This window comes from Ruegeria sp. CK3, assembly GCF_056536565.1.
The window spans coordinates 13,749-35,771 of record NZ_JBQFPV010000013.1 but is presented as its reverse complement, the minus strand read 5'-3'; the positions used below and the strand labels follow the sequence as shown (position 1 = coordinate 35,771).

At 60.9% G+C, this 22,023-nt stretch carries 21 protein-coding genes; 14 read left to right on the top strand and 7 right to left on the bottom strand.

From position 1 onward, the window contains the following. Positions 1-25: 25 nt before the first annotated feature. Entirely contained in the window at positions 26-1,135 is a 1,110-nt protein-coding gene (locus ACR0C3_RS19460) for an NADase-type glycan-binding domain-containing protein (RefSeq protein ID WP_480760055.1), read from the top strand. A 3-nt stretch (positions 1,136-1,138) separates the two neighbouring features. On the opposite strand, the gene ACR0C3_RS19455 is transcribed toward ACR0C3_RS19460, so the two are convergent. The 3 genes from ACR0C3_RS19455 to tmpA are packed head-to-tail and all read right to left on the bottom strand — an operon-like array spanning position 1,139 to position 3,527. Next, complete coding sequence (locus tag ACR0C3_RS19455; RefSeq protein WP_480760053.1) at positions 1,139-1,807, bottom strand: ureidoglycolate lyase; 669 nt, start codon at positions 1,805-1,807, stop codon at positions 1,139-1,141. Beyond that, the gene (tmpB, locus tag ACR0C3_RS19450; RefSeq protein WP_170705997.1) at positions 1,804-2,394 is read right to left on the bottom strand and encodes a (R)-1-hydroxy-2-trimethylaminoethylphosphonate oxygenase; all 591 of its coding nucleotides are present in this window, start codon (positions 2,392-2,394) and stop codon (positions 1,804-1,806) included. Before tmpB ends, ACR0C3_RS19455 begins: the two co-directional genes overlap by 4 nt. Further along, positions 2,391-3,527 carry a 2-trimethylaminoethylphosphonate dioxygenase gene (gene tmpA, locus ACR0C3_RS19445; RefSeq protein ID WP_480760052.1) on the bottom strand — a complete coding sequence of 379 codons (1,137 nt, stop codon included), beginning with the start codon at positions 3,525-3,527 and terminating at the stop codon, positions 2,391-2,393. The genes tmpB and tmpA overlap by 4 nt, the downstream gene beginning before the upstream one ends. Positions 3,528-3,627: 100 nt before the next feature. On the opposite strand from tmpA, the gene ACR0C3_RS19440 reads away from it, so the two are divergent. After that, positions 3,628-4,482, top strand: coding sequence for a LysR family transcriptional regulator (locus tag ACR0C3_RS19440; protein ID WP_480760050.1), 855 nt, complete (start codon positions 3,628-3,630; stop codon positions 4,480-4,482). Between the two features lie 4 nt (positions 4,483-4,486). On the opposite strand, the gene ACR0C3_RS19435 is transcribed toward ACR0C3_RS19440, so the two are convergent. Beyond that, positions 4,487-4,669, bottom strand: coding sequence for a DUF1674 domain-containing protein (locus tag ACR0C3_RS19435; RefSeq protein WP_480760049.1), 183 nt, complete (start codon positions 4,667-4,669; stop codon positions 4,487-4,489). A gap of 90 nt (positions 4,670-4,759) precedes the next feature. Here ACR0C3_RS19435 and ACR0C3_RS19430 point away from each other — a divergent pair, with 90 nt between their 5' ends. The 8 genes from ACR0C3_RS19430 to ACR0C3_RS19395 all read left to right on the top strand — a co-directional run bounded on the left by ACR0C3_RS19430 (position 4,760) and on the right by ACR0C3_RS19395 (position 13,592). Continuing rightward, a complete protein-coding gene (locus ACR0C3_RS19430; RefSeq protein ID WP_480760048.1) occupies positions 4,760-6,016 on the top strand; it encodes an RsmB/NOP family class I SAM-dependent RNA methyltransferase in 1,257 nt (418 codons plus the stop codon). Positions 6,017-6,106: 90 nt separating this feature from the next. Then, positions 6,107-7,846: a heparinase II/III family protein gene (locus ACR0C3_RS19425; RefSeq protein WP_480760046.1), complete on the top strand. Its 1,740-nt coding sequence runs from the start codon at positions 6,107-6,109 to the stop codon at positions 7,844-7,846. Between the two features lie 22 nt (positions 7,847-7,868). Further along, on the top strand, positions 7,869-9,458 hold the full coding sequence (purH, locus tag ACR0C3_RS19420) for a bifunctional phosphoribosylaminoimidazolecarboxamide formyltransferase/IMP cyclohydrolase (RefSeq protein WP_480760045.1): 1,590 nt from the start codon (positions 7,869-7,871) through the stop codon (positions 9,456-9,458). After that, on the top strand, positions 9,458-9,928 hold the full coding sequence (lspA, locus tag ACR0C3_RS19415; protein WP_480760043.1) for a signal peptidase II: 471 nt from the start codon (positions 9,458-9,460) through the stop codon (positions 9,926-9,928). The genes purH and lspA overlap by 1 nt, the downstream gene beginning before the upstream one ends. A 50-nt stretch (positions 9,929-9,978) precedes the next feature. After that, the gene (locus tag ACR0C3_RS19410; protein ID WP_480760041.1) at positions 9,979-10,494 is read left to right on the top strand and encodes a DUF3035 domain-containing protein; all 516 of its coding nucleotides are present in this window, start codon (positions 9,979-9,981) and stop codon (positions 10,492-10,494) included. A gap of 82 nt (positions 10,495-10,576) precedes the next feature. Continuing rightward, positions 10,577-11,917: a M16 family metallopeptidase gene (locus tag ACR0C3_RS19405; protein ID WP_480760039.1), complete on the top strand. Its 1,341-nt coding sequence runs from the start codon at positions 10,577-10,579 to the stop codon at positions 11,915-11,917. After that, positions 11,914-13,218, top strand: a complete 1,305-nt coding sequence (locus ACR0C3_RS19400) for a M16 family metallopeptidase (RefSeq protein WP_480760037.1) — start codon at positions 11,914-11,916, stop codon at positions 13,216-13,218. The genes ACR0C3_RS19405 and ACR0C3_RS19400 overlap by 4 nt, the downstream gene beginning before the upstream one ends. A 209-nt stretch (positions 13,219-13,427) precedes the next feature. Next, positions 13,428-13,592 (top strand): hypothetical protein, encoded by a 165-nt coding sequence (locus ACR0C3_RS19395; RefSeq protein WP_170379318.1) that lies wholly within the window; start codon positions 13,428-13,430, stop codon positions 13,590-13,592. A 52-nt stretch (positions 13,593-13,644) separates the two neighbouring features. On the opposite strand, the gene ACR0C3_RS19390 is transcribed toward ACR0C3_RS19395, so the two are convergent. From ACR0C3_RS19390 to deoC, 3 genes are read right to left on the bottom strand one after another with little or no spacing between them, the layout of a single operon-like run. Beyond that, a complete protein-coding gene (locus ACR0C3_RS19390) occupies positions 13,645-14,454 on the bottom strand; it encodes an SDR family oxidoreductase (RefSeq protein ID WP_480760036.1) in 810 nt (269 codons plus the stop codon). A gap of 25 nt (positions 14,455-14,479) precedes the next feature. Beyond that, complete coding sequence (locus ACR0C3_RS19385) at positions 14,480-16,813, bottom strand: aldehyde dehydrogenase family protein (RefSeq protein ID WP_480760034.1); 2,334 nt, start codon at positions 16,811-16,813, stop codon at positions 14,480-14,482. Positions 16,814-16,824: 11 nt separating this feature from the next. Continuing rightward, positions 16,825-17,823, bottom strand: coding sequence for a deoxyribose-phosphate aldolase (deoC, locus tag ACR0C3_RS19380; RefSeq protein WP_480760032.1), 999 nt, complete (start codon positions 17,821-17,823; stop codon positions 16,825-16,827). A 202-nt stretch (positions 17,824-18,025) separates the two neighbouring features. Between deoC and ACR0C3_RS19375 the strand changes: the two genes are divergently transcribed. The 4 genes from ACR0C3_RS19375 to ACR0C3_RS19360 are packed head-to-tail and all read left to right on the top strand — an operon-like array spanning position 18,026 to position 21,921. Beyond that, positions 18,026-18,979 carry a metal ABC transporter solute-binding protein, Zn/Mn family gene (locus ACR0C3_RS19375; protein ID WP_480760031.1) on the top strand — a complete coding sequence of 318 codons (954 nt, stop codon included), beginning with the start codon at positions 18,026-18,028 and terminating at the stop codon, positions 18,977-18,979. 3 nt (positions 18,980-18,982) lie between these two features. Then, positions 18,983-19,786 (top strand): metal ABC transporter ATP-binding protein, encoded by an 804-nt coding sequence (locus ACR0C3_RS19370; RefSeq protein WP_170459709.1) that lies wholly within the window; start codon positions 18,983-18,985, stop codon positions 19,784-19,786. A gap of 3 nt (positions 19,787-19,789) precedes the next feature. After that, positions 19,790-20,995 carry a metal ABC transporter permease gene (locus tag ACR0C3_RS19365; protein ID WP_170679362.1) on the top strand — a complete coding sequence of 402 codons (1,206 nt, stop codon included), beginning with the start codon at positions 19,790-19,792 and terminating at the stop codon, positions 20,993-20,995. Further along, positions 20,992-21,921 (top strand): metal ABC transporter permease, encoded by a 930-nt coding sequence (locus ACR0C3_RS19360; RefSeq protein WP_480526700.1) that lies wholly within the window; start codon positions 20,992-20,994, stop codon positions 21,919-21,921. Before ACR0C3_RS19365 ends, ACR0C3_RS19360 begins: the two co-directional genes overlap by 4 nt. Positions 21,922-22,023 lie beyond the last annotated feature (102 nt).

Genomic DNA, 22,023 nt, shown 5'->3' with positions numbered 1-22,023 from the left:
TCGTAAGGCAAGGGGGAAGAGTGCTTTGGTCAAGTCTGTTGCAGGGGCGTTTCTGCTTTCGCTGGCCGCTGGTAGCGTTTTGGCCGAGGACCAACAGGTGGTTTGCACGGTCGAGGGCTGCAAGGAAATCACGTTGCAAAAGCCCCGCTTCAGCGAGTCCAGTGCGTTTTCGGTGCAGCAGGTTTGGGGTGTGGTGGACAGCATCCTGGCCGTGTCTGGCCTGTTGCCGAATTTCGAGGTGCTTGAAACCGCCGAGGTCGATAACGCAGCGGCTGTGATCTTTGAAGAACAGCGGTACCTCGCGTTCAACCCCGACTGGCTGTCGCAGTACGAGTCGGACCCGAACGCCTATTGGCAGCTTTATGGTGTGATCGCCCATGAGGTCGGTCATCATCTTCAGGGACATACGATTGTCGAAGGAGGGTCGCGCCCGCCTACCGAGTTGGAGGCGGATGAATACGCCGGATTCGTTCTTGCCGCACTTGGGGCCAACCTGACGCAGGCTCAGTCCCTGTGGGAGACCCTGCCCGCACAAGGGTCAGCGACCCATCCGCCCCGCCATCAGCGCCTTGCAGCGGTTGAGCGCGGATGGCTGCGACGCAATGGGCAGGCACCATCCACTGGAACACCAGCGGTTGAGCCTCCTGCACCAGAAGTGCCACCGCCACCGGGTTGGCTTATGAACAGCTGCACCGGTATTTCTGTTGCCGGGCAGTGGGCGGATTTGTGTTTCAGTTCAGTTTTGAAGGCACAGGGCAGCAACAACTATGGCCCTCGAAATGTGACGGACCAAGACCACCGCACCGCTTGGGTGGAAGGTGTGTCTGGCCATGGATACGGTGAAGCATTCGTTCTGGCTTTTGATTCACCCACTCGGATCAACCGCTGGGCGATTCGGAACGGCTATGCCAAATCGGAACGGACCTTCATCCGCAACAGTCGTGTACGCGAGCTGAAGTTGAGCTTTTCGAATGGTTCCACGACATCTTTCACCATCGACGACATATCAGACTGGCAAGAGACCAGCGCTTTGGCCAACTATGGTGCCGTATCCTGGGTCGTGTTCGAGATCACTGATGTCTACCCCGGCACGCACTATCAGGACACGGCGATTACCGAGCTTGTCTTCGAGTGATCGTCAAAGATCCTTAACCTTGTCCGCGCGCAACGGGCAAGCAAGATAGACGCCGAATTCTTTGCCGATATCTGCGCTGACGCGGGCGTGAACCGCGCCTTGCCGGTCGAGAAAGCGCTGGTTGTCTTCGACCGGGAAAATCCCCTCATGCCAAATGCCGGGATGGATATAGAGGCCGCGTGAGCCATCGCACCAAAAGGCCACCACCTTTTCCGGTGTCAGATTGTCGCCCGGTAGGGCGACGGGGACAATAAAGGGCTTGTTGTCCAGCGGCCAGAACATCTGTCCACCGTCTGGGTGGTAGTTCATGTGCCACAGAAGGACTTGATCGCGCGGAGCGCTCTGCCGCTCGACCTGTGCCTGCTGAGGATCAGTTGACCAGCCCAGAACGTAGTGGCCGCCCACGGCTTCGTTTCGGCCATAGAGGACATCGCCTTTCCACTGCCCATGGAACGTGCCTTCGACCCAGCCGCCTTCATCTCCGGTGCCTTCGTCGATGGGCCGCCAGCCTTGCTGCGGCCAGCGGGTGATCTCGATCTCGAACCCTTCAGGGTCATCGACCAGACAACCATAGCCTCTGACCGATGTATCCGTGGCGCGGATCAGGGGAACCTCGTGCCATGGCAGTGAGGGTTTGGTGCTGGCTTCAAAGATATATTCCGGGGCGTTCATGGCGTACCCATATGCTTGTCGACCATACGCTGCACCATCGGGGCAAAATGTGCAAAGTCAGGGGTCTCCATATCCGCGCGCTTTCCGGCCTCATCAAGATATCGCACTTGAATGATCTCTTTCAGATTCGGGTTGGCCTCGAACGCGGTCACCTCCTCGGCGCTCATCGGGCCGCCTTGCAGTTCCAGCGTGTGGACCGAGGCGGCGGACAACCGGTTGAAATACTCCGGCTTTGTCGCGCAAAGATACCGTTTGGCCGCCACATGGTAGCGGCAGCAATCGGTGATGACCGACGGAAAGAACTGCTCCAGCACTTCGGCGCCTGCATCTTCGTGATGGCGGTCCTCGGTGTCATCCGGGTGATAGGTTCCGAATTCCGAGGTGAAGTGGCCGATATCATGCAGCAGGGCACCCACGATGATCTCTTCGGGCATGCCGTTCTGTTCGGCGATGGTGGCCCCTTGCAGCATGTGCTCGGCCATTGTTACGGGCTCGCCCAGATATTCCTCTCCACCGCGGCGGTCGAAGATATCGCCAATGAAGGCCACGATGTTGTCGCGGTTCAGGGTCGTGAAATCGGGTTTCATTCTGCGGCCTCTGGTTGCGCCATGTCCATAGCGGCCAAAGTGGACAGCAGCCCGTCCTTGTCGGCGTAGCAGCCTTGCAGCCACCGCGACCCTGCACCCGAGTAGCCAAGTCGCGCGTGCAGCACGCGGGTGTTGTCGACGATGAAGCTCTCGCCCGGTTCAAGCTTGAACGAAACGCCCATCGCAGGGTCGTCGATGATACCCCCCAGCTGGCGGTAAGCGGCGTAGTAGGTCTCCATCTTGTCAAATGGCACATCCACAAAGGGGGCGGAGGAGCGATTGTTGAACCGGATGCCGATGATTTCGCCATCGGGGGACAGCTCAATCATTGGGCGGCGTGAGCGCAGGCAAACCCCGTCCGAGCCTTTGTATTCGAACCGCGCTGGATAGCCGGCCAGCAGGGCAAAGCCCTCGGGATTCTGGTCGCGCAGCTTCTCGGCCGCGCGGAACCCGTCAACCACGATCGAGTCGCCGCCCTCGGCGCTGTTTTCAAGGCAGTAGAGGATTTGCAGCGTCGGCACCGGATCGCGATAGGGATTGTCGGTATGGGCCTGCAACCCGAGCCCGGTATAGGCGAGGTTGGTCGGGTTCACCTCGGTCCGGACCTCGAAATAGGGGCCGTAGTTGGTCTCACGCACATAGCCGAACAGGTCGGCCACCATCAGCAGCGATTCGGGCTCGGTCGGGCCACTGGTCAGTTTGGCAAAACCGTATTCGGCCACAGCCGCCAGCCAATTGCGTTTGGCGCTGGGGTCGGCGTGAACCGCGTTCCAGTCGCCGCTGGGGGCTGCGATGCCGCTTTCCCATGTGGTGATGCCGGGGGCGATGCGCCCGAACGGGGCGCTTTGATCGCGATCGTAAACATGATCGGCCAGCCATTCGGCGGGGAAGGTGACGGTTTTACCCTCTGGCTGGAAGGTGACGCTCAGATCGCCGTCGATCACTTCGGCCGCGCTGACTGAGGTGTTTTCGGGGATGTCGCCAATGGTGATCAGGCGCTGTCCGTTGCCTGGCGCGCGGGTGTCCGGGTCAAGTGCGTTGTCGCGCAACCAGATGGCATGAAATCGGGCCGAAGTTCCGTCGGTGAATTCAACAGTCACAACCGAAGGGTCAAAGGTGGCGGTGCGCAGCATGGGGTCTCTCCTGTTCAGCGCGGGCTTTGCTTGAAGGGGATACGCGCCTTATGGCATTATCGCAATTAATGCTTATTCCGTCTGAGGGTTGGTTTTTCTAATGGTTAAGGAAAAGATCGGTTTGCCGCCTTTGGACTGGCTGCGGGTGTTTGAGGCGGCTGGTCGACTGGGCGGTTTCTCGGCCGCTGCGCGTGAGTTCGGTTTGACGCAGGCCGCCGTCAGCCAGCGGATAGGCAACCTTGAGGCATGGCTAGGGCGCACGCTTTTTGTGCGCGAGGCGCGGGGCGTGTCGCTGACCATCGAAGGCGAAAGCTATCTGCCGCTGGTGCAAGACAGCCTGCAGGCGCTGGAACGCAACACCGAAGACCTGTTCGGTAAATCCCCCCGAGAGCTACGGGTCGCGGGGCTTTCTTCCCATATCCATGCGCTGGTTCTGCCGGCCTTGCCAGCCTTTCTGACCATGCGGCCCAAGGTGCGGGTGATGACGGATTCGGTGACACGCAGAACGTCGCTAGAGGAGGAGCGGACATGGCTGCAAATCCGTTACGGTCGTGGTGTCTGGCCGGGGCGCAAGGCCAAGCTGATCGCGTCCGAGGTGCTGGCCCCGATGGCCGCGCCGGGTGTGTCCTGGGACGCGCCGGTGATTGATCTGCGGGGCGAGCGGCCCGGCTGGCAGGACTGGGCGCAGGGCGCGGGGATCAAGGACCTGCCGCAAGGCCAGATCAGCTTTGATTCCGTCGGGCATGCGATGAAGGCGGCGCGGCAGGGATTGGGGGTTGTTCTGGGCTCGGTGCCCCTCGCTGCAGAAAGCCTACAGTCGGGGCGTTTGCGCAGGCTGGACCTGCCAGAGCTGAGGACCAAGGATGGCTATTGGCTGACATGGCCCGAGGATCGGGCCAAATCGAAAAAGCAGCGCGCGTTGTTGGATGATTTCCTGCAAGCGCTGCGGGGATGAGCCATCAAAAATCGATGGCGATGCCCTTTTTCTCCCAATCGCCATAGCGCGCCGGGTCTGGTCCTTCACGTCCGCCCAGCTCTTTCGGAATGTCTTTTGCCTCGGCTTCGGCCTTGCGGCGGCGCTCGGCGGCCTCGGCCAGTGCGCGCTGGGCTGCGGGCGGCAGATCTTTGGTATCGTCACTCATGACATCGGGTTCCTTTCCGGTCACGGTCTTGATATACGCCACCGTCCGCCAAAGGCAATGCGGACCACAAGCACATCAAAAGGCGGTTCCATGTCCGACAATGCAACAGCGGCGCGACGCAGCGCGATCTATCTGCTGGATCAGATTTTGGGCGAAGGGCGGCTTTTGTCCGAATGTCTGGCCGCAGGCGCGCTGGATCGGTTGGCCCCGGAAGACCGGGCGCGGGCGCAACGCCTGACGCTGGAAACCCTGCGCGGGCTGGAACGCGCGGACCGGCTGCTCGACAACCACCTCAATCGCACCCCCGCGCTGACCGTCCACAACGCGTTGCGTCTGGGCGCGGTCGAGCTGTGCCATGGCGAGGCCGCCCATGGTGTGGTGAATTCCATGGTCGAAATTGTTGCCCGCTCACGCAAGCATGGGCGTCTCAAGGGGTTGGTGAATGCGGTGCTGCGCAAGGTGGCCGCCGAGGGGCCAGACGCGTGGCCCAAGATGCGCGTGCCGCGTCTGCCGGACTGGTTGCGTGATCCGCTGGTCATGGCCTGGGGGGTAGAGGCCGTCGCTGGTATGGAGCAGGCGCATTTCGCAGCCGCCCCGCTGGATCTGACGGTCAAGCCGGGGGCGGATGCGCCGGGCCAGGCCCTGCCGACCGGGTCAATGCGGGTGCAGGATGCGGGGCAGGTTTCAGGTTTGCCGGGCTACAAATCGGGCGATTGGTGGGTGCAGGATGCTGCGGCGGCGATGCCGGTGCGCGTGTTGGCCCCACAGGCCGGTGAGAAAATCCTAGACCTCTGCGCCGCGCCGGGGGGCAAGACGCTGCAACTGGCCGCTGCTGGTGCCGAGGTGACGGCGCTGGATATCTCGGAGCAGCGGTTGGAGCGGGTGCGCGAAAACCTCACGCGCACCGGGTTGGAGGCAAGCGTTATCGCGGGCGACGCGCTGGACCATCAGGGTCAGTACGATGCGATCTTGCTGGATGCGCCCTGTTCGGCGACCGGTACGATCCGTCGCCACCCGGATCTGCCCTTTGCCAAGGATGGCTCGGAATTCGGCGGTTTAATCGAGTTGCAGACCCAGATGCTGGCCCATGCCTGGAGCTTGCTCAAGCCGGCCGGGCGGTTGGTCTATTGCACCTGCTCTTTGCTGCCTGACGAGGGCGAGGTACAGGTCGAAGAGGCGCTGGACATGTATCCGGACATGGCGGCGGATCGCGACGCGCTGACCCTCGATGGGGTCGAGCGGGAGTGGATCACCGAGGAAGGTGGCCTGCGTCTACGGCCCGATTATTGGCCGGATCGCGGCGGGATGGATGGATTCTACATCGCCTGTCTGAACAAATCCGCCTGAGCGCATGCTTTTCGATGACTTGACGATCGGCGCGGTCTATCGTTGGGTCTCAAGCGCCAGCAGAGCGCAAGAGGCAGAGTAACGAGCGTCATGTCAGATACGGACACCATGACCAGCCGATGGATGCGGTTCCAGAACCGTCTCTATGCGCGCCTGAGCCAACGGCAAAAGGCGGTCACGGGGTTTGTCACGCAGCCTGAACCGCGCACCGTCGGGTCTTTTGCCCGTGGTCGTCAGCTGGTGGCGGGCAATCTGCTGTTTTCCGGATATCTCGTCGAGGCACAGGATACTGGCCTGTGGGAGGTCACAGCCCCCAGTCTGGGCTTTGACGACGAGAGACACGGCTTTGCCTGGCTGGATGATCTGGCGGCAGTCGGCGATATACGGGCGCGAGACAAGGCGCAGCGCTGGGTCTGGGGCTGGATCGAGGCGCATGGGCGCGGGCAGGGGCCCGGATGGGTTCCCGATCTGACCGGACGGCGTGTCATGCGCTGGATCAATCACGCGTCGTTCTTGCTGCGCGGCGCTGACGAGGCGCAGACTAAACTGTTTTTCCGGTCTCTCGCGCAACAAACATGGTTTCTGTCTAAACGCGCCCATGCCGCAACGCCGGGTTTGCCAAGGTTCGAGGCACTGGCCGGTCTGGTCCAGGCCGGGCTGGCCCTGCAGGGGCTGGAGGGGATGGCCGATCCCGCCCTGCGTGCGTTGGCGCGCGAATGCGAACGGCAAGTCGACAAACAGGGCGGCATTCCCACGCGCAACCCCGAAGAACTGCTCGAAGTGTTTACGCTACTCGGCTGGACCTCCGCCGCCCTCAGCGATCTTGGGCGCGGCACGCCGGTGGCGCAGGCCGCAGCGATCAAGCGGATTGCGCCTACCCTGCGCAGTTTGCGCCATGCGGATGGCGCTCTGGCCCGTTTCCATGGCGGCGGACGCGGGATCGAAGGCCGGTTGGAACAAGCGCTGGCTCAAAGCGGGGTAAAGCACAAGGCGGCAACCGAATTGCCAATGGGCTTTGCCCGGCTGTCTGCCGCCCGCACGACCGTGATCGTTGATGCCAGCCCTCCGCCCGTCGGCGCGGCCTCGCTGAACGCGCATGCCTCAACCACGGCGTTCGAGCTGACCTCGGGACGGCGTCCACTGATCGTCAATTGCGGCTCCGGGGCCAGTTTTGGACTGGATTGGCGCCGGGCGGGACGGGCCACGCCGTCTCATTCCACGCTCTGTCTGGATGGATATTCCAGCGCGCGTCTCGCCAAACCTGTGACGGGTAGCGAGCGGCAGGCGCTGGTGGATGCGCCGCAAGACGTCCCCGTGGATTTCGAGGACGCGTTTGAGGGCATCCGCTTTATGGTTGGCAACGATGGTTATACTAGGGTTTTCGGCCTGACCCACGCCCGCACGTTCGAGCTGCGCTTTGACGGGCGTGAGCTGACGGGCGAGGATATCCTGCTGACCACAAGCGATAAATCCAAGCGGCAGTTTGACAAGGCGATGGATGCCTCGGGCCTTGCAGGTGTCGGGTTCGACATCCGGTTCCACCTGCACCCGGATGTGGATGCGGCCGTGGATTTGGGCGGCTCCGCAGTGTCGATGGCACTAAAAAGCGGTGAGATCTGGGTTTTCCGCCATGATGGCGTGGGAAAATTGTCCGTCGAGCCAAGCGTTTACCTTGAAAAAGGGCGTTTAAAGCCGCGCGCGACAAAACAGATCGTTCTATCTGGCCGCGCAATGGAGTATGCGACGCGCATCCAGTGGACGTTGAGCAAGGCGCAGGATACAGCCTATGCCGTGCGCGACATGCACCGGGACGAACCCGAATTCGACTGACGCCAAAAGGACCTTTGGACCCATGACCGACTTTCACCCCGTGCGCCGCGCGTTGCTTTCCGTTTCCGACAAGACCGGGCTGATCGAGCTGGGAAAGGCGCTGGCCGAGCGTGGAATCGAGTTGCTGTCCACTGGTGGAACCGCCAAGGCACTGCGTGATGCGGGGCTTGAGGTTCGGGACGTCAGCGAGATCACCGGCTTCCCCGAGATGATGGATGGCCGTGTGAAAACGCTGCACCCGATGGTGCATGGCGGCCTTCTGGCGCTGCGCGACAATGACAGTCACGTCGCGGCCATGGATGAACATGGAATTGGTGCGATCGACCTGCTGGTCGTGAACCTCTACCCTTTCGAGGCGACCGTGGCCAAAGGGGCCGACTATGACACCTGCATAGAGAATATTGATATCGGCGGTCCGGCGATGATCCGCGCGGCGTCCAAGAACCATGCTTTTGTGAATGTGGTTGTGGATGTCGAAGACTATTCATCGCTGCTGGACCAGTTGGAAGAGAACTATGGCAAAACGTCCTATGGCTTCCGCCAATGGCTGGCGCAAAAGGCTTATGCCCGCACAGCGGCCTATGACACAGCTGTTTCGAACTGGATGGCTGATGCCCTGCAGTTGGAGGCCCCCAAGCGCCGTGCCTTTGCCGGTGAGCTGAAACAGACCCTGCGCTATGGCGAGAACAGCCATCAGCAGGCGGCGTTTTATACCGATGGCACCAACCGCCCCGGCGTGGCGACCGCCCTGCAGCATCAGGGCAAGGAACTGAGCTACAACAACATCAACGACACTGACGCAGCGTTCGAGTTGGTTGCCGAGTTCAACCCGGCTGACACTGCCGCCTGCGCGATCATCAAACACGCCAACCCCTGCGGTGTCGCGACCGGGGCGACCTTGCTGGACGCGTATAAATCCGCGTTCGATTGCGACCGGACCTCGGCCTTTGGTGGCATTGTTGCGTTGAACCAACCTCTGGACGCGGAGACAGCGCAGGAGATCACCGGTATCTTCACCGAGGTCGTCATCGCCCCCGGCGCCTCGGATGAGGCCAAGGAGATCTTTGCCGCCAAGAAGAACCTGCGCCTGTTGACGACCGAGGCTCTGCCGGACGTGACCGCCGGTGGGAAAACCGTGCGTCAGGTGGCCGGTGGCCTTCTGGTCCAAGACAAGGACAACGGCTTTGTCGGCATGGATGACCTGAGAGTGGTCACCAAGAAGGCGCCGACCGACGAACAGATGCGAGACCTACTGTTTGCTTGGAAAGTCGCCAAACACGTCAAATCCAACGCTATCGTCTACGTCAAGGATGGGGCGACCGTCGGGGTTGGCGCAGGCCAGATGAGCCGCGTCGACTCGGCGCTGATTGCGGCCAAGAAAGCCGAGCGCATGGCTGATGTGCTGGGATTGCCGCAGCCGCTGACCATCGGCTCAGCCGTCGCCTCGGATGCGTTCTTCCCCTTCCCAGACGGTCTGATGGAAGCGGCTGAGGCAGGTGCGACCTGCGTGATCCAGCCCGGCGGTTCAATGCGCGACGACGAAGTGATCGCTGCGGCAGACGAGGCCGGTCTGGCCATGGTCTTCACCGGCATGCGCCACTTCCGCCACTGATGCGCAGTCGTCTTCTGCTCTGGGCCGCAATCACGGCATTTCTGATCGACCAGATCAGCAAATATCTGGTCGTTCACGTGATGCGCGTTGCTGAGGGCAATATCGACGTTCTGCCGCCGCTGCTGGTTTTCAAGTATGGCGAGAATCGCGGGATCAATTTTGGCCTGTTTCAAGGGAACTCGGACGCTGCGCGGTGGGTTCTGATTGGTATCTCGGTTGCCGTCTGCATCGCGGTTGCGATCTGGCTGTGGCGGTCGGCCCCAACCAAGGTGATGCTGTTGAGTGGCGGGCTGCTGATCGGCGGGGCGCTGGGGAATGTGGTTGATCGGGTGCTGTATGGCTATGTTTTGGATTTCCTGAACATGTCCTGTTGCGGCATCAACAATCCCTTCGTGTTCAATCTGGCCGATGTGTTCATCTTTGCCGGTGCCATCGGACTTGTGTTGTTTGACAGTAAAAAGCACTCGTGACGCGCCCGAAGAGATGCGTTAAAAGCACCTGAAACAGGTTGGAGACTCTGATGCGGTTGTCGCGCGCCCTATTTGCCATGATCCTTGGTGCAGCCGTTGCAGGTTGCAACAACCCAGGCCTGCGCGATCTTGACCCTCCGGGGGAAGGGCCAGATGAATTCTCCGTGCTGCCGGTTAAACCCCTGACCCAGCCGAAGGACTATGCGTTTCTACCGGCGCCCACACCGGGCGGTGGCAATCTGACGGATCCGAACCCGAACGCAGACGCCGTGGTGGCACTTGGGGGTAACGCGTCGGCTCTGAACCCGAATGCGGCGATTCCATCGTCGGATGCTGCGCTTGTAACTGCCTCAAGCCGTTATGGCGTTCCGGCAAACGCGCGCGCCGTGGTCGAGGCTGACGACGAAGCCTTCCGCAAGCGCCGTGGCCGTTGGACCGGTTTGCGCCTGTTCCCGGTCGATCGCTACCAGCAGGTTTACGAACGTCAGTCGATCGATCCCTTTGTCGAGACCGATGCAGCCCGTCGAATTGGGGTAGAGACTCCGTCTTCACCTCCGAATGAATAATTCTTTAACTTTCTGTCATCTCCCTTGATCCCGCCGGGCTCCACCGTAGTTTGAAGTCTAGAAACGAAACGGAGGATGCCCCATGGTTCGGGCTTTGGCACTATCTGCCGCCCTGATGGCAGCCACCCCGGTCCTGGCCGAGGACGGGAAAGAGGCGGTCACAACCTTCACTTTGGACAACGGCATGGATGTCGTTGTGGTCGAGGATCACCGCGCGCCAGTTGTGCAGCACATGGTCTGGTATCGCGCCGGATCGGCAGATGAGCCGATCGGGTCGTCCGGCGTGGCGCATTTCCTCGAACATCTGCTGTTCAAGGGCACCGATACTTTGGCACCTGGCGAGTTTTCGGCCACGGTTGCGGCCAATGGGGGTAATGACAACGCTTTTACCTCTTATGACTACACAGCCTATTTCCAGCGCGTCGCAGCCGACCGGCTGGAGCTGATGATGCAGATGGAATCGGACCGGATGCGCAATATTCGCCTGTCCGAAGACGATATTGCCACCGAACGCGACGTGATTCTGGAAGAGCGAAACCAGCGCACTGACAACAACCCGCGCGCGCTGTTTGGCGAGCAGATGAACGCGGCGCAGTACCTCAACCACCGCTACGGCGTCCCGATCATCGGCTGGCGGCATGAGATGGAAACGCTGGACATGGAGGACGCGCTCTCCTTCTACCAGACCCACTATGCCCCCAATAACGCCATCCTTGTCGTGACCGGAGATGTCGACCCGGACGAGGTGCGCAGCCTTGCGGATCAGTATTACGGCGTGATCCCGGCCAACCCCGACCTGCCGGAACGCATCCGCTCGCAGGAGCCTCCGCAAACGGCGGAACGTCGCCTGACCTACAAAGACCCGCGTGTGTCGCAGCCTTATGTGCAGCGCAGCTACCTGGCCCCGGAACGCGATCCGGGCGCGCAGGAAAAAGCGGCAGCCCTGTTTCTGTTGGCCGAACTGCTTGGGGGAGGCACGACCTCATATCTGAACGAGAAACTGCAATTCGAAGATCAGGTCGTTACATATGCAGGCGCGTTCTACCGGGGGGTCTCGCTGGATGACACCACCTTTGACCTGTTGGTGGTTCCGGCCGAAGGCGTCTCGCTGCAAGAGGCCGAGGATGCCATGGATCGGGTCGTGGCGGAGTTCATCGCCGAGGGCGTGAACGAAGAAGATCTTGATCGGATCAAGATGCAGCTGCGCGCCTCGCAGACTTATGCCCGTGATAATGTGGACGGCATCGGCAACCGCTATGGTCGCGCTCTGACCAGCGGATTGACGGTTGAGGATGTGCAGGCCTGGCCCGACGTCCTGCAGGCCGTGACCGGGGATGAGATCATCGCCGCCGCCCGTGAGGTTCTGCAACTGGAAAGCTCGGTCACCGGCTGGCTGATGCAGGATGAAGAGGTGACTCAATGAAACGCATCTTTGCAACCCTGATCGCCTTTGTCATCGCGCTGCCCGCATGGGCCGAAATCAAGATTGAGGAGGTCACCTCGCCCGGTGGCATCACAGCATGGCTGGTTGAGGATCACTCGATCCCCTTCGCGGCTTTGGAGTTGCGTTTTCGCGGCGGCACCTCGCTGGATGACCCGGACAGGCGCGGCGCAGTTTACCTGATGAGTGGCCTGATCGAAGAGGGCGCGGGTGATATGGATGCCCGCACTTATGCGCGCGAGCTGGAGTCGCTGGCCGCCTCATTCACCTACAACGCCGGGGACGACTCGGTTTCGATCTCGGCCCGTTTTCTGACCGAAAACCGGGACGAGGTGATTGATTTGCTGCGCACAACCCTGCTTGAGCCGCGCTTCGACGAAGACGCGGTGGAACGTGTGAAGGCGCAGATCCTGTCCGGCCTGCGCTCGGACCTGACCGATCCGAACGATATAGCCGGTCGCAGCTTTGCCGCCATGGCCTATGGGGATCATCCCTACGGGTCCGAGGGCAAAGGCACGCTTGAAACCGTGGCGACCCTGACCCGCGATGATGTGGTTACCGCTTATGACAGCGTATTTGCTAAGGATCGCCTCTATGTGGGCGCTGTCGGCGACATCACAGCCGAGGAACTGGGCGTGCTGCTGGATACCCTGCTGCTGGACTTGCCCGAGACCGGCAAACCGATCCCGGAAAGAGCCGAGGTTCAGATTGAGGGTGGCGTAAGCGTGGTCGAATTCGACACCCCACAATCTGTGGCGCTGTTCTCGCAGAAAGGGATCGACCGTGATGATCCTGATTTCTTCGCGGCGTTTGTTCTGAATCACATCCTTGGCGGCGGCGGTTTCGAAAGTCGCCTGATGCAAGAGGTGCGCGAAAAGCGCGGCCTGACCTACGGTGTCTATTCTTATCTGGCGCCCAAGGACCTTGCCTCGGTCTATCTGGGTTCAGTGTCGTCCTCCAACGATCGCATCGCCGAAGCCGTCGAGGTGATCCGCGACGAGTGGGCCCGAGCAGCGTCCGAGGGTGTGACCCAGAAGGAGTTGGACGACGCCAAGACCTATCTGACAGGTGCCTATCCGCTTCGGTTTGATGGCAATGGGCGGATTGCCGGGATCATGGTCGGGATGCAAATGCAAGGTTTGCCGATCGACTATATCGCGACTCGCAACGACAAGGTTAATGCGGTGACGCTGGATGAGATCAACCGCGTGGCGTCCGAACTGCTGGACCCAGAGGGCCTGCACTTCACCATCGTCGGAAAACCCGAAGGGGTGGACGGCTGACGCCGTCCGTCCACGCTGAGGGCAGGGTACCTATTGATAACGAGCGATGCGCCGCTTACCGGATCGGCAACTCTTCGCCTTAACTTACCGTTAACGCGTCTTGGCCATACTTTAGCCAGAAATGCCGAGAATTCTGTGATAATCGGAATATGAGATGAGATTCCCTTGGTCCTCATCTCTTGTCACAGCTTGGGATGGATAGTGACGCTATGGTAGTTGCGATTATGGGATTGGGCACAGTTGCAGGGTTGCTGACCTTTGCGGCAGCTTTGATTCTAGGCCAATCCCTGCTCAGCGCTTTTGCTCTTTACGTGGTGGCTGGCGTCTTGACCTCGCTGCTGGTTGCCGCAGGGATCTATTTCAGAAGCTCTTGAGCTAGCTGTAGCCGAAACAAAGCCCCGCGGCTGAACATTCAGCCTTAAAGCTTTAGCCCGTTTTCGCCGCCCGCAGCATCTGACCCATCATCTGGCCAAACTTGCCCGAGCCGCGCTGATACAAGGCTCCATCAACCGCCATGACTGTGCCGCTGATATAGCTGGCTATATCTGAGCTGAGGAAGAGGCAAGCGTTGGCCACGTCCTGCGGTTGGCCCCAACGGCCCAATGGAACGTCCTTGCGCAGCGCTTCGCCCGCATCGGGGGTTGGCGCAAGGCGTTTGGCCCCTTCGGTGCCCTCGATGAAACCAGGCACGACCGAGTTCACACGGATGCCTTCGACGCCCCATTCCATGGACAAGGTTCGGGTGATCTGATCAACACCCGCCTTTGCCGCGCAGACATGCGCCTGCCCTTCGTACGGCAGATAGGATTGCGGGGCCGAGATGTTGATGATGCTGCCACCGGGTCGTTTGATATAGGGATAGGCCCCTTTCAAAACATGAACGGTGCCCATCAGATCGATGTCGACAACGGTTTTGAATGCGTTGACCGACATCTCGGACATCAGCGCCGGGAAATTCCCCGCTGCACCTGACACCAGCACGTCGAAATCGCCAAATGCGTCATGGAACTGTTTCAACCCCGCCGCCACGGCGTCCGGATCGCGCACGTCAAACGCCGCACCGATGGCCTCCACCGCGCCTGCCGCTTTCAACGCAGCGACCGTGTCATCCACTTTCTCTTGTGAGCGGCTGGCAACGGCAAGTTTGGCGCCCGAGGCCGCAAAAGCCTCGGCAATGCCCCGGTTAATACCGCTTGTGCCGCCAATGACGATGACGGTTTTGTCTGCAAAGTCCATGTGGGCCTCCCGTGATGCGGGAGCCCTACTCGCCGTAGGGCACCCAGATGTTTTTCACTTCGGTCGCAGCCTGAAGGAAGCGGCGGGAATGGTCCATGCTCCAATCAAATGCCGTCGCGTTATTGACCCAGGTCCGTTTCAGGTTACCGGCTGAGACGACCTCGATCTCTTTCGACAGATCCGTCGAAGAGAACGACCAGACCGCATCCACGTTCAGATGCGAGGCCAGCGGCTTCGCCAATTCCGCATGACTGCCGGTCAGGATATTGACCACACCTGCGGGCACGTCTGAGGTTTCGAGGATCTGATAGAAATCCGTCGCCGCCAGCGGATACGGCTCGGATGCGGCCAGGACCACCTGGTTCCCCATAGCAATGGCAGGCGCCATGGCCGAGACCAGCCCCAGCAGTGGGGCCTCATCCGCGCAGAGCGCGCCGATCACGCCAACGGGTTCTTTCATGGCGATTGCCACGCCCCGGATTGGAACGCCATGCACCTGACCGTCATATTTGTCGGCCCAAGCGGCTGCGGTGAACAGGCGCTGGATCGAGGCTTCGACCTCTTTCGCGCCGTCCTTTTTACCGGTCATGGCGTCGATGCGCGCAGCGAACTCACCCGCGCGGGCCGAGAGGTTTTCGCCGATATAGTACAGAATTTGTGCCCGCAGATGACCGGTGGTCTTGGACCAGCTTTTCGCGCCTGCCGCGGCCTCAACCGCGTTGCGGACGTCCTTGCGGTTGGCCAAACCCACATGGCCCAGCAGGCCGGATTTGCCCCAGACGGGTTTCGAGTAGCCTCCGTCGGGCCGCGCCTGCTTGCCACCCACATACATCTTGGCGGTGCGGTCGATGGGGTCGACCGAGGCACCTTCGCCCGTCGCCGCCTCGACCTTGGACAGCGGTTTGGCCTTGACCTTGGGCTTGGTGTAGGCCGTCAGCCCCTCCCAACCGCCTTCACGGCCAAAGCCGCTTTCGCGCACTCCGCCGAACCCGGCGGCGGCGTCGAATAGGTTGGTGGCGTTGACCCAGACCACACCAGCAACCAGCTTGGGCGCGATATCCAGCGCGAGGTTCACGTTCTCGGTCCAGACCGTCGCCGCCAGCCCATAGCGGGTGTTGTTGGCCAACTCGACCGCCTCTTCCGGTGTGCGGAAGGTCGAGGAGACCAGCACCGGGCCAAAGATTTCCTCTTGCATCAGCGGGTCAGATGTTTCGAGCCCCGAGATCAGCGTTGGCGGGTAAAAGCAGCCGTTTTCCGGCAGCTCGCAAGCGGCGTGGTGAACATGGCCTGCGGTGTTGCTGTCGACCATGGATTTGATCGTCTGCAACTGAACCGGGTCCACAACCGCGCCGACGTCAATGCATTTGTCCAGCGGATCACCGATGCGCAAGCCGTCCATCCGGGCGCGCAGCTTCTCGTGAAAGCGGTCGGCAATGCCTTCCTGCACCAGCAGGCGGGACCCTGCACAGCAGACCTGCCCCTGATTGAACCAGATCGCATCGACCAGGCCTTCTATAGCTGAATCGATATCAGCATCGTCGAAGACGATATAGGCGGATTTGCCGCCCAGCTCCAAGGTCAGTTCCTTGCCCGAACCCGCAGTCGCCTCGCGGATACGCCGCCCCACAACGGTCGAGCCGGTAAACGCGATCTTGTCAACGTCCGCGTTTACGATCATCTCGCCCACCGCACCGTCACCGGTCACGATATTGACGACGCCCTTGGGTAGCCCGGCCTGTGAGCAGATATCAGCAAACAGCAGCGCAGTCAGCGAGGTATATTCGGCCGGTTTCAGAACCACCGTATTCCCCATCGCCAGCGCGGGCGCGATTTTCCAGGCCAGCATCAGCAGCGGGAAGTTCCACGGGATGATCTGGCCACACACGCCCAAGGCCTCAGCATCGGGCAACTCGCTCTCCATCAATTGCGCCATACCGGCGTGATAGTAGAAGTGGCGTTGCGCCAGAGGGATGTCGATGTCACGCGATTCACGGATCGGCTTGCCGTTGTCCATGCTCTCAAGCACGGCGAACAGGCGCGAATGTTTCTGCAACAGCCGCGCAATGGCATAGAGATACCGCGCCCGGCCTGCGCCACTCAGCTTCTCCCACTTGGGCTGCGCCTTGCGGGCCGCAGCGACGGCCGCGTCCACATCGGCCTGCTTGGCTTGCGTCAGCTTTGCCAGAACCTCTCCGGTCGCGGGATTGCTGCTTTCGAACCCTTTGCCCGGTTTGGTGAAACTCCCGTCGATATAGTGACCGAACGCATCGCCCTGATCGACCAGCCAGGCCAGCGCCTCAGCCGCGCTTTCGGGGGCGGGGCCATAGTCCATGGTCTCGAAGATTTCTTTGACTGTCATTGTTCTTTTCCTCAGCCCATGGAGTGACGATAACCGGCGGAATACGCGCCCGTCACATAATGTTCCAACTGCCGTTCGATATCGCCCAGAAGTGACGAGGCGCCAAAGCGGAACAGGTCCGGCTCCAGCCAGCGGTCGCCCAGTTCATCCTTGATCAGCGACAAATATACCAAGGCATCCTTGGCCTTCGAGATACCACCCGCAGGCTTGTACCCCACACGATACCCGGTGCGTTCATAGTAGTCGCGAATCGCGCGGATCATCACCAGCGATACGGGCAGAGTAGCGTTGACGCTTTCCTTCCCGGTTGAGGTTTTGATGAAATCCGCCCCCGCCATCATGCAGACCAATGAGGCGCGGGCGACGTTGCGCAGGCTGCCCAGCTCTCCGGTCGCCAGAATGGCTTTGACATGGGCATCCCCGCAGGCAGCGCGGAAGGCTTTCATCTCATCATACAAAGCCTGCCAGTCCCCAGACAGCACGTGACGGCGCGAGATGACGATGTCGATCTCTTCCGCTCCGGCTTTCACGCTTTCTTCGATCTCGGCCACGCGCAGGTGGAACGGCGATAGGCCCGCTGGAAACCCGGTAGAGACGGCAGCCACCGGTATCCCAGTGCCCTTCAAAGCGGCAACGGCAGTCTCGATCATGTCGTGATAGACGCAGACGGCCCCAGTCGTGATCGCAGGCATATCCAGCGCTTGCAAAGTAGCTGGCGCAACCGGTTGGCGCGCCTTGGCGCACAAACGGCGCACGCGTCCCACCGTGTCGTCACCCGATAGAGTCGTCAGGTCGATCATTGTGACCGCCTTCAAAAGCCACGCGGCCTGATAGTCCTTCTTCACCGACCGCCGACCGGGCAGGGTTGCTGCCCGGCGCTCGATCGCCGAGGTATTGGCCTGGACGGCCCGAACCCAATCCAGATCAAGATCCATTCCGGGGTTTCTGGGTTCGGTGACTTGCGGCAGATGCGCGGTGCGCACGGGGCTGTCTGAGCGCTGCGGTTCCATTCTCACATCCTTTGGGAGGTTTGCGCCAAAATCGCACGGCTTGGCAGTAAATGGAAGGCAGCAGAGCGGCCCTGCGGTATTTTTTTGACCATTTGGACAAATAAACTGGGATTTTGTTGCGACTAATTCGCAATAGCATTGACTTAGTTGCGAGTCGTTCTCATATTTAATCGCAACAGGGTCCGAGTTCCGGAGATCAACCATGATTCGTCGCAGTTTCCTTGCTGCTCTCGCTATCGCCGCTGCCATGCCGCTTGCTGCATGGGCGCAGGCTCCGCTGAAGGTCGTGGCGACGACCGGCATGATTGCCGACGCCGTGCGACAGGTCGGCGGCGATCAGGTTGAGGTAAAGGGCCTCATGGGTCCCGGCGTTGATCCGCATGCCTACCGTCAAACCCGCAGCGATATCGTCGCCATGACGCGAGCGGATCTGGTGCTGTGGCACGGTCTCTACCTTGAGGCGCAAATGGAGGATTTCTTTGAAGACCTCAGCCGCAAGCAAACCGTGGTTGCCGTGGCCGAAAGCGTCGATAAATCAAAGCTGCGCGCGCATGATGACTATGCCGACAAATATGACCCGCATATCTGGATGAGCCCAACCCTGTGGGCCGATGTGGTCACCAAGGTCCAAGAGACGCTATCCGAGGCCCGCCCCGAGGCTGCCGAGATTTTTGCTGCAAACGCACAGGCGCATTTGGCCGAGCTGGACGCCTTGTCAGCCTATGCAGAACAGGCCCTGACGGCAGTGCCCGAGGACAGCCGCGTTCTACTGACCGCCCATGACGCCTTCGGCTATTTCGGTGCGGCCTATGGCTATGAGGTGATGGGCGTTCAGGGCATCTCGACCCAGTCCGAGGCCGGTCTGAACCGGATCGGAGAATTGGTCAACACTCTGGTCGACCGCCAGTTGACCGCCGTGTTCGTCGAAAGCTCGGTCTCGGATCGCTCGATGCGCGCGCTGATCGAAGGGGCTGCGGCCAAGGGGCACAAAGTCTCGGTCGGTGGGGAGCTGTATTCCGATGCCATGGGCGAGCCAGGTACCTATGAGGGCACCTATGTCGGCATGCTGGATCACAATATCACCGTGATCGCAGGGACCTTGGGGGCGGATGTTCCCGATCAGGGTCTGAACGGCAAACTGTCTGCGGGGTTTTGAGTGATGCTAGAGCTTGCAGCGGTTCAGGGTGTTTCCGTCGAAGACCAAGGGATTGAGGCCAGCCCGCTGGCTGTGCGTGGTCTGACAGTCTCATACGGTCAGAAGCCTGCTGTATTCTCTGTAGATATGACGGTTCAGCCGGGAGCGATGACCGCGATTATCGGCCCGAACGGGGCAGGGAAATCGACGCTCCTAAAGGCGGCGCTTGGCATTGTGACACCCTTGTCCGGGCAGGTCACTGTGTTCGGTCAACCGCTCGAGGAACAACGTGCCCGGATTGCCTATGTCCCGCAGCGGGCCAGTGTCGATTGGGATTTTCCGACCCGCGTGATTGATGTGGTTCTCATGGGCCTGTCGCGTCAACTGGGGCTGTTGGGTCGCGTTCGCGCGCGGCACAAGGCAGCGGCGATGGATTGCCTGAACCGCGTTGGCATGCGCGACTTTGCGGATCGTCAGATCGGCCAGCTGTCCGGAGGCCAGCAACAACGCGTGTTTCTGGCACGTGCCTTGGCGCAGGACGCCGATCTGTATCTGTTGGACGAGCCCTTCGCTGGTGTCGATGCGGCCACCGAAAAAGCCATCATCGCAGTGCTGAAATCGCTCAAAGAGGCGGGCAAGACCGTCGTGGTAGTACATCACGACCTGGCCACGGTCTCGGATTATTTCGATCATGTCTTCTTGATCAACACGCGCAAGATCGCCGAAGGCTCGGTGGCGCAGGCCTTTACCGCCGAAACCCTGCAATCCGCATACGGAGGCCGCTTGGCCACCGCGCAAATCGACCAGATTTCGCGCGCGCTGGGGTAGGGAATGCTCTGGGATGCGCTCAGCCTGCAGCTTGGTTACAACGCCACGCTGGTTGCTATTGGTGCGAGTTTGCTGGGAGTCTCGGCCGGAGTGACCGGCACCTTTCTGTTTTTGCGCAAACGCGCGCTGGTCAGTGACGCGATCAGCCATGCGACCCTGCCGGGGGTCTGTCTGGCCTTCATGCTGCTTGTGGCTTTGGGTGGGGACGGGCGCAACCTGCTGGGTCTGCTGGCCGGATCGGCGGTGTCTGCTTGGGTTGGTCTGCTCTGCCTGAACTGGCTAACCCGCCACACCCGACTGGCCGAGGATGCAGCCATCGGCGCGGTTCTGTCGGTGTTCTTCGGCTTCGGCATCGTCCTGTTGACCGTCATTCAGACTATGGGCGTTGGTCGGCAAGCGGGGTTGGAGGGCTTCCTTCTCGGATCAACCGCCGGGATGCTGTGGGCGGATGCCTTGATCATCGCGATCGGAGGTGCGGCGACTCTGGTGCTTGTGATGATCCTGCGCCGCCCGATGACTTTGGTGGCGTTTGACCCCGAATATGCCGCCGCCCGGGGCTTGCCCGTGCATCGCATTGACCTTGCCATGATGGGTCTGGTGATGGCGGTCACTGTGGTGGGCCTGAAGATCGTTGGTCTGATCCTGATCGTGGCTTTGCTGATCATCCCTCCAGTCACCGCGCGGTTCTGGTCCGAGCGGTCGGATCGCGTCGTCTTGCTGGCCGGTCTCGCGGGTGGTTTGGCGGGCTATATCGGCGCCGCCTTGTCGGCCACTGCGCCGAATCTGCCGACTGGGCCTATCATCGTTCTGGTCAGCTTCGCCTTCTTCGTCCTGTCCCTGTTCCTCGCCCCGGTCCGCGGGATTCTGGCCGCCGTTCTGCGCCATCTGAGGTTCCAACGTCGGGTGCATATCCGGCAAGGGCTGTTGGCTTTGGCACAAGGCCAGAAGATCTACGAACCTCTAACCCTGCGCCTGTTGCGCCACGCTGATCTTGTGCGCGCCGATGGCGTGGCGACCGAGGCTGGCAAAGCTCGCGCTGCAAAAGCGTTGCGCGATGAAAAGCGGTGGGAGGTCGTGCGCGCGGATCAGGCGCATGAGGCGACTGCCGCGCTATACGATGGCCTGCGTGACATCGAAACCGTACTGACCAAGGATCAGATCGCGGAAATAGACAATCGCATCGGCGGACCACAGGGGGTTCCGACATGAGCGGTGAAGAATTCGTTCCCCTGTCGCTGACGCCACTGCTGATCGGCACCTTCGCGGCGATAGCCTGCGCCTTGCCCGGCAATTTCCTCGTGCTGCGCAAACAGGCGCTGATCGGGGATGCGATCAGCCATGTGGTCCTGCCCGGCATCGTTGTGGCCTTTCTGCTGACCGGAGCGATCTCCACCTGGCCCATGATGCTGGGCGCGGCGGGAGCGGCGATCGTTGCCGTTGTTCTGATCGAGGCGATCCGGAGGCTGGGTCAAATCGAGCCGGGTGCGGCGATGGGTGTGGTCTTTACCACGATGTTTGCGGCAGGTGTGCTGCTGTTGGAGCAGACGGATACCTCAACCGTACATCTGGATGTGGAACATGCGCTTTATGGAAATCTGGAAAGCCTGATCTGGCTGGATGCGACGGGCTGGTCCTCGCTTTGGGACTTGCAGGCCTTGGCCGGGCTGCCGCCGGAACTGCTTCGGATTGCAGTGACGATGCTGGGTGTTCTGCTGTTCACATGGCTCTTCTGGCGGCCGCTGAAAATCTCGACCTTCGATGAGGGGTTCGCGCGTACCATAGGCATCCGCACGGGCGCGCTAGGGCTGGCGTTGGTCATCGTCGCCGCGATCGCTGCTGTTGCCGCCTTTGATGCCGTCGGCTCGATCATCGTGATTGCCATGTTCATCTGCCCCCCTGCTGCGGCGCGCATGATGACCAACCGGCTGGAGACGCAAATCGCCTGGAGCGTGGGTTTCGCCATCCTCTCAGCTGTTTCGGGATATGTGCTGGCCGGGTATGGCCCGCTTTGGCTGGGCGCGGCGGACGCCGTCAGCGCGGCAGGGATGATCGCCACCATGTCCGGCGTGATTCTCGTCCTGACCGCCATTTTCGGCCCGTGCCGCACCCGAGTGGGTGCGCACACACCTGCGTGAAGCGGCACTTTCCTGCCACTGGTTCCCGCAGGTCATCGGCTGAACTTTGCCCAGAGTAAATAAAGATGACTCTTAATAAGCAATTTAACTAATTGCGTGTTA

What these genes read in the sequence shown, in the direction of transcription:
- ACR0C3_RS19455 (WP_480760053.1), bottom strand. Translation starts at nt 1,807, where the DNA reads ATGAACGCCCCGGAATATATCTTTGAAGCCAGCACCAAACCCTCACTG.
- tmpB (WP_170705997.1), bottom strand. Translation starts at nt 2,394, where the DNA reads ATGAAACCCGATTTCACGACCCTGAACCGCGACAACATCGTGGCCTTC.
- tmpA (WP_480760052.1), bottom strand. Translation starts at nt 3,527, where the DNA reads ATGCTGCGCACCGCCACCTTTGACCCTTCGGTTGTGACTGTTGAATTC.
- ACR0C3_RS19440 (WP_480760050.1), top strand. Translation starts at nt 3,628, where the DNA reads ATGGTTAAGGAAAAGATCGGTTTGCCGCCTTTGGACTGGCTGCGGGTG.
- ACR0C3_RS19435 (WP_480760049.1), bottom strand. Translation starts at nt 4,669, where the DNA reads ATGAGTGACGATACCAAAGATCTGCCGCCCGCAGCCCAGCGCGCACTG.
- ACR0C3_RS19430 (WP_480760048.1), top strand. Translation starts at nt 4,760, where the DNA reads ATGTCCGACAATGCAACAGCGGCGCGACGCAGCGCGATCTATCTGCTG.
- ACR0C3_RS19425 (WP_480760046.1), top strand. Translation starts at nt 6,107, where the DNA reads ATGTCAGATACGGACACCATGACCAGCCGATGGATGCGGTTCCAGAAC.
- purH (WP_480760045.1), top strand. Translation starts at nt 7,869, where the DNA reads ATGACCGACTTTCACCCCGTGCGCCGCGCGTTGCTTTCCGTTTCCGAC.
- lspA (WP_480760043.1), top strand. Translation starts at nt 9,458, where the DNA reads ATGCGCAGTCGTCTTCTGCTCTGGGCCGCAATCACGGCATTTCTGATC.
- ACR0C3_RS19410 (WP_480760041.1), top strand. Translation starts at nt 9,979, where the DNA reads ATGCGGTTGTCGCGCGCCCTATTTGCCATGATCCTTGGTGCAGCCGTT.
- ACR0C3_RS19405 (WP_480760039.1), top strand. Translation starts at nt 10,577, where the DNA reads ATGGTTCGGGCTTTGGCACTATCTGCCGCCCTGATGGCAGCCACCCCG.
- ACR0C3_RS19400 (WP_480760037.1), top strand. Translation starts at nt 11,914, where the DNA reads ATGAAACGCATCTTTGCAACCCTGATCGCCTTTGTCATCGCGCTGCCC.
- ACR0C3_RS19395 (WP_170379318.1), top strand. Translation starts at nt 13,428, where the DNA reads ATGGTAGTTGCGATTATGGGATTGGGCACAGTTGCAGGGTTGCTGACC.
- ACR0C3_RS19390 (WP_480760036.1), bottom strand. Translation starts at nt 14,454, where the DNA reads ATGGACTTTGCAGACAAAACCGTCATCGTCATTGGCGGCACAAGCGGT.
- ACR0C3_RS19385 (WP_480760034.1), bottom strand. Translation starts at nt 16,813, where the DNA reads ATGACAGTCAAAGAAATCTTCGAGACCATGGACTATGGCCCCGCCCCC.
- deoC (WP_480760032.1), bottom strand. Translation starts at nt 17,823, where the DNA reads ATGGAACCGCAGCGCTCAGACAGCCCCGTGCGCACCGCGCATCTGCCG.
- ACR0C3_RS19375 (WP_480760031.1), top strand. Translation starts at nt 18,026, where the DNA reads ATGATTCGTCGCAGTTTCCTTGCTGCTCTCGCTATCGCCGCTGCCATG.
- ACR0C3_RS19370 (WP_170459709.1), top strand. Translation starts at nt 18,983, where the DNA reads ATGCTAGAGCTTGCAGCGGTTCAGGGTGTTTCCGTCGAAGACCAAGGG.
- ACR0C3_RS19365 (WP_170679362.1), top strand. Translation starts at nt 19,790, where the DNA reads ATGCTCTGGGATGCGCTCAGCCTGCAGCTTGGTTACAACGCCACGCTG.
- ACR0C3_RS19360 (WP_480526700.1), top strand. Translation starts at nt 20,992, where the DNA reads ATGAGCGGTGAAGAATTCGTTCCCCTGTCGCTGACGCCACTGCTGATC.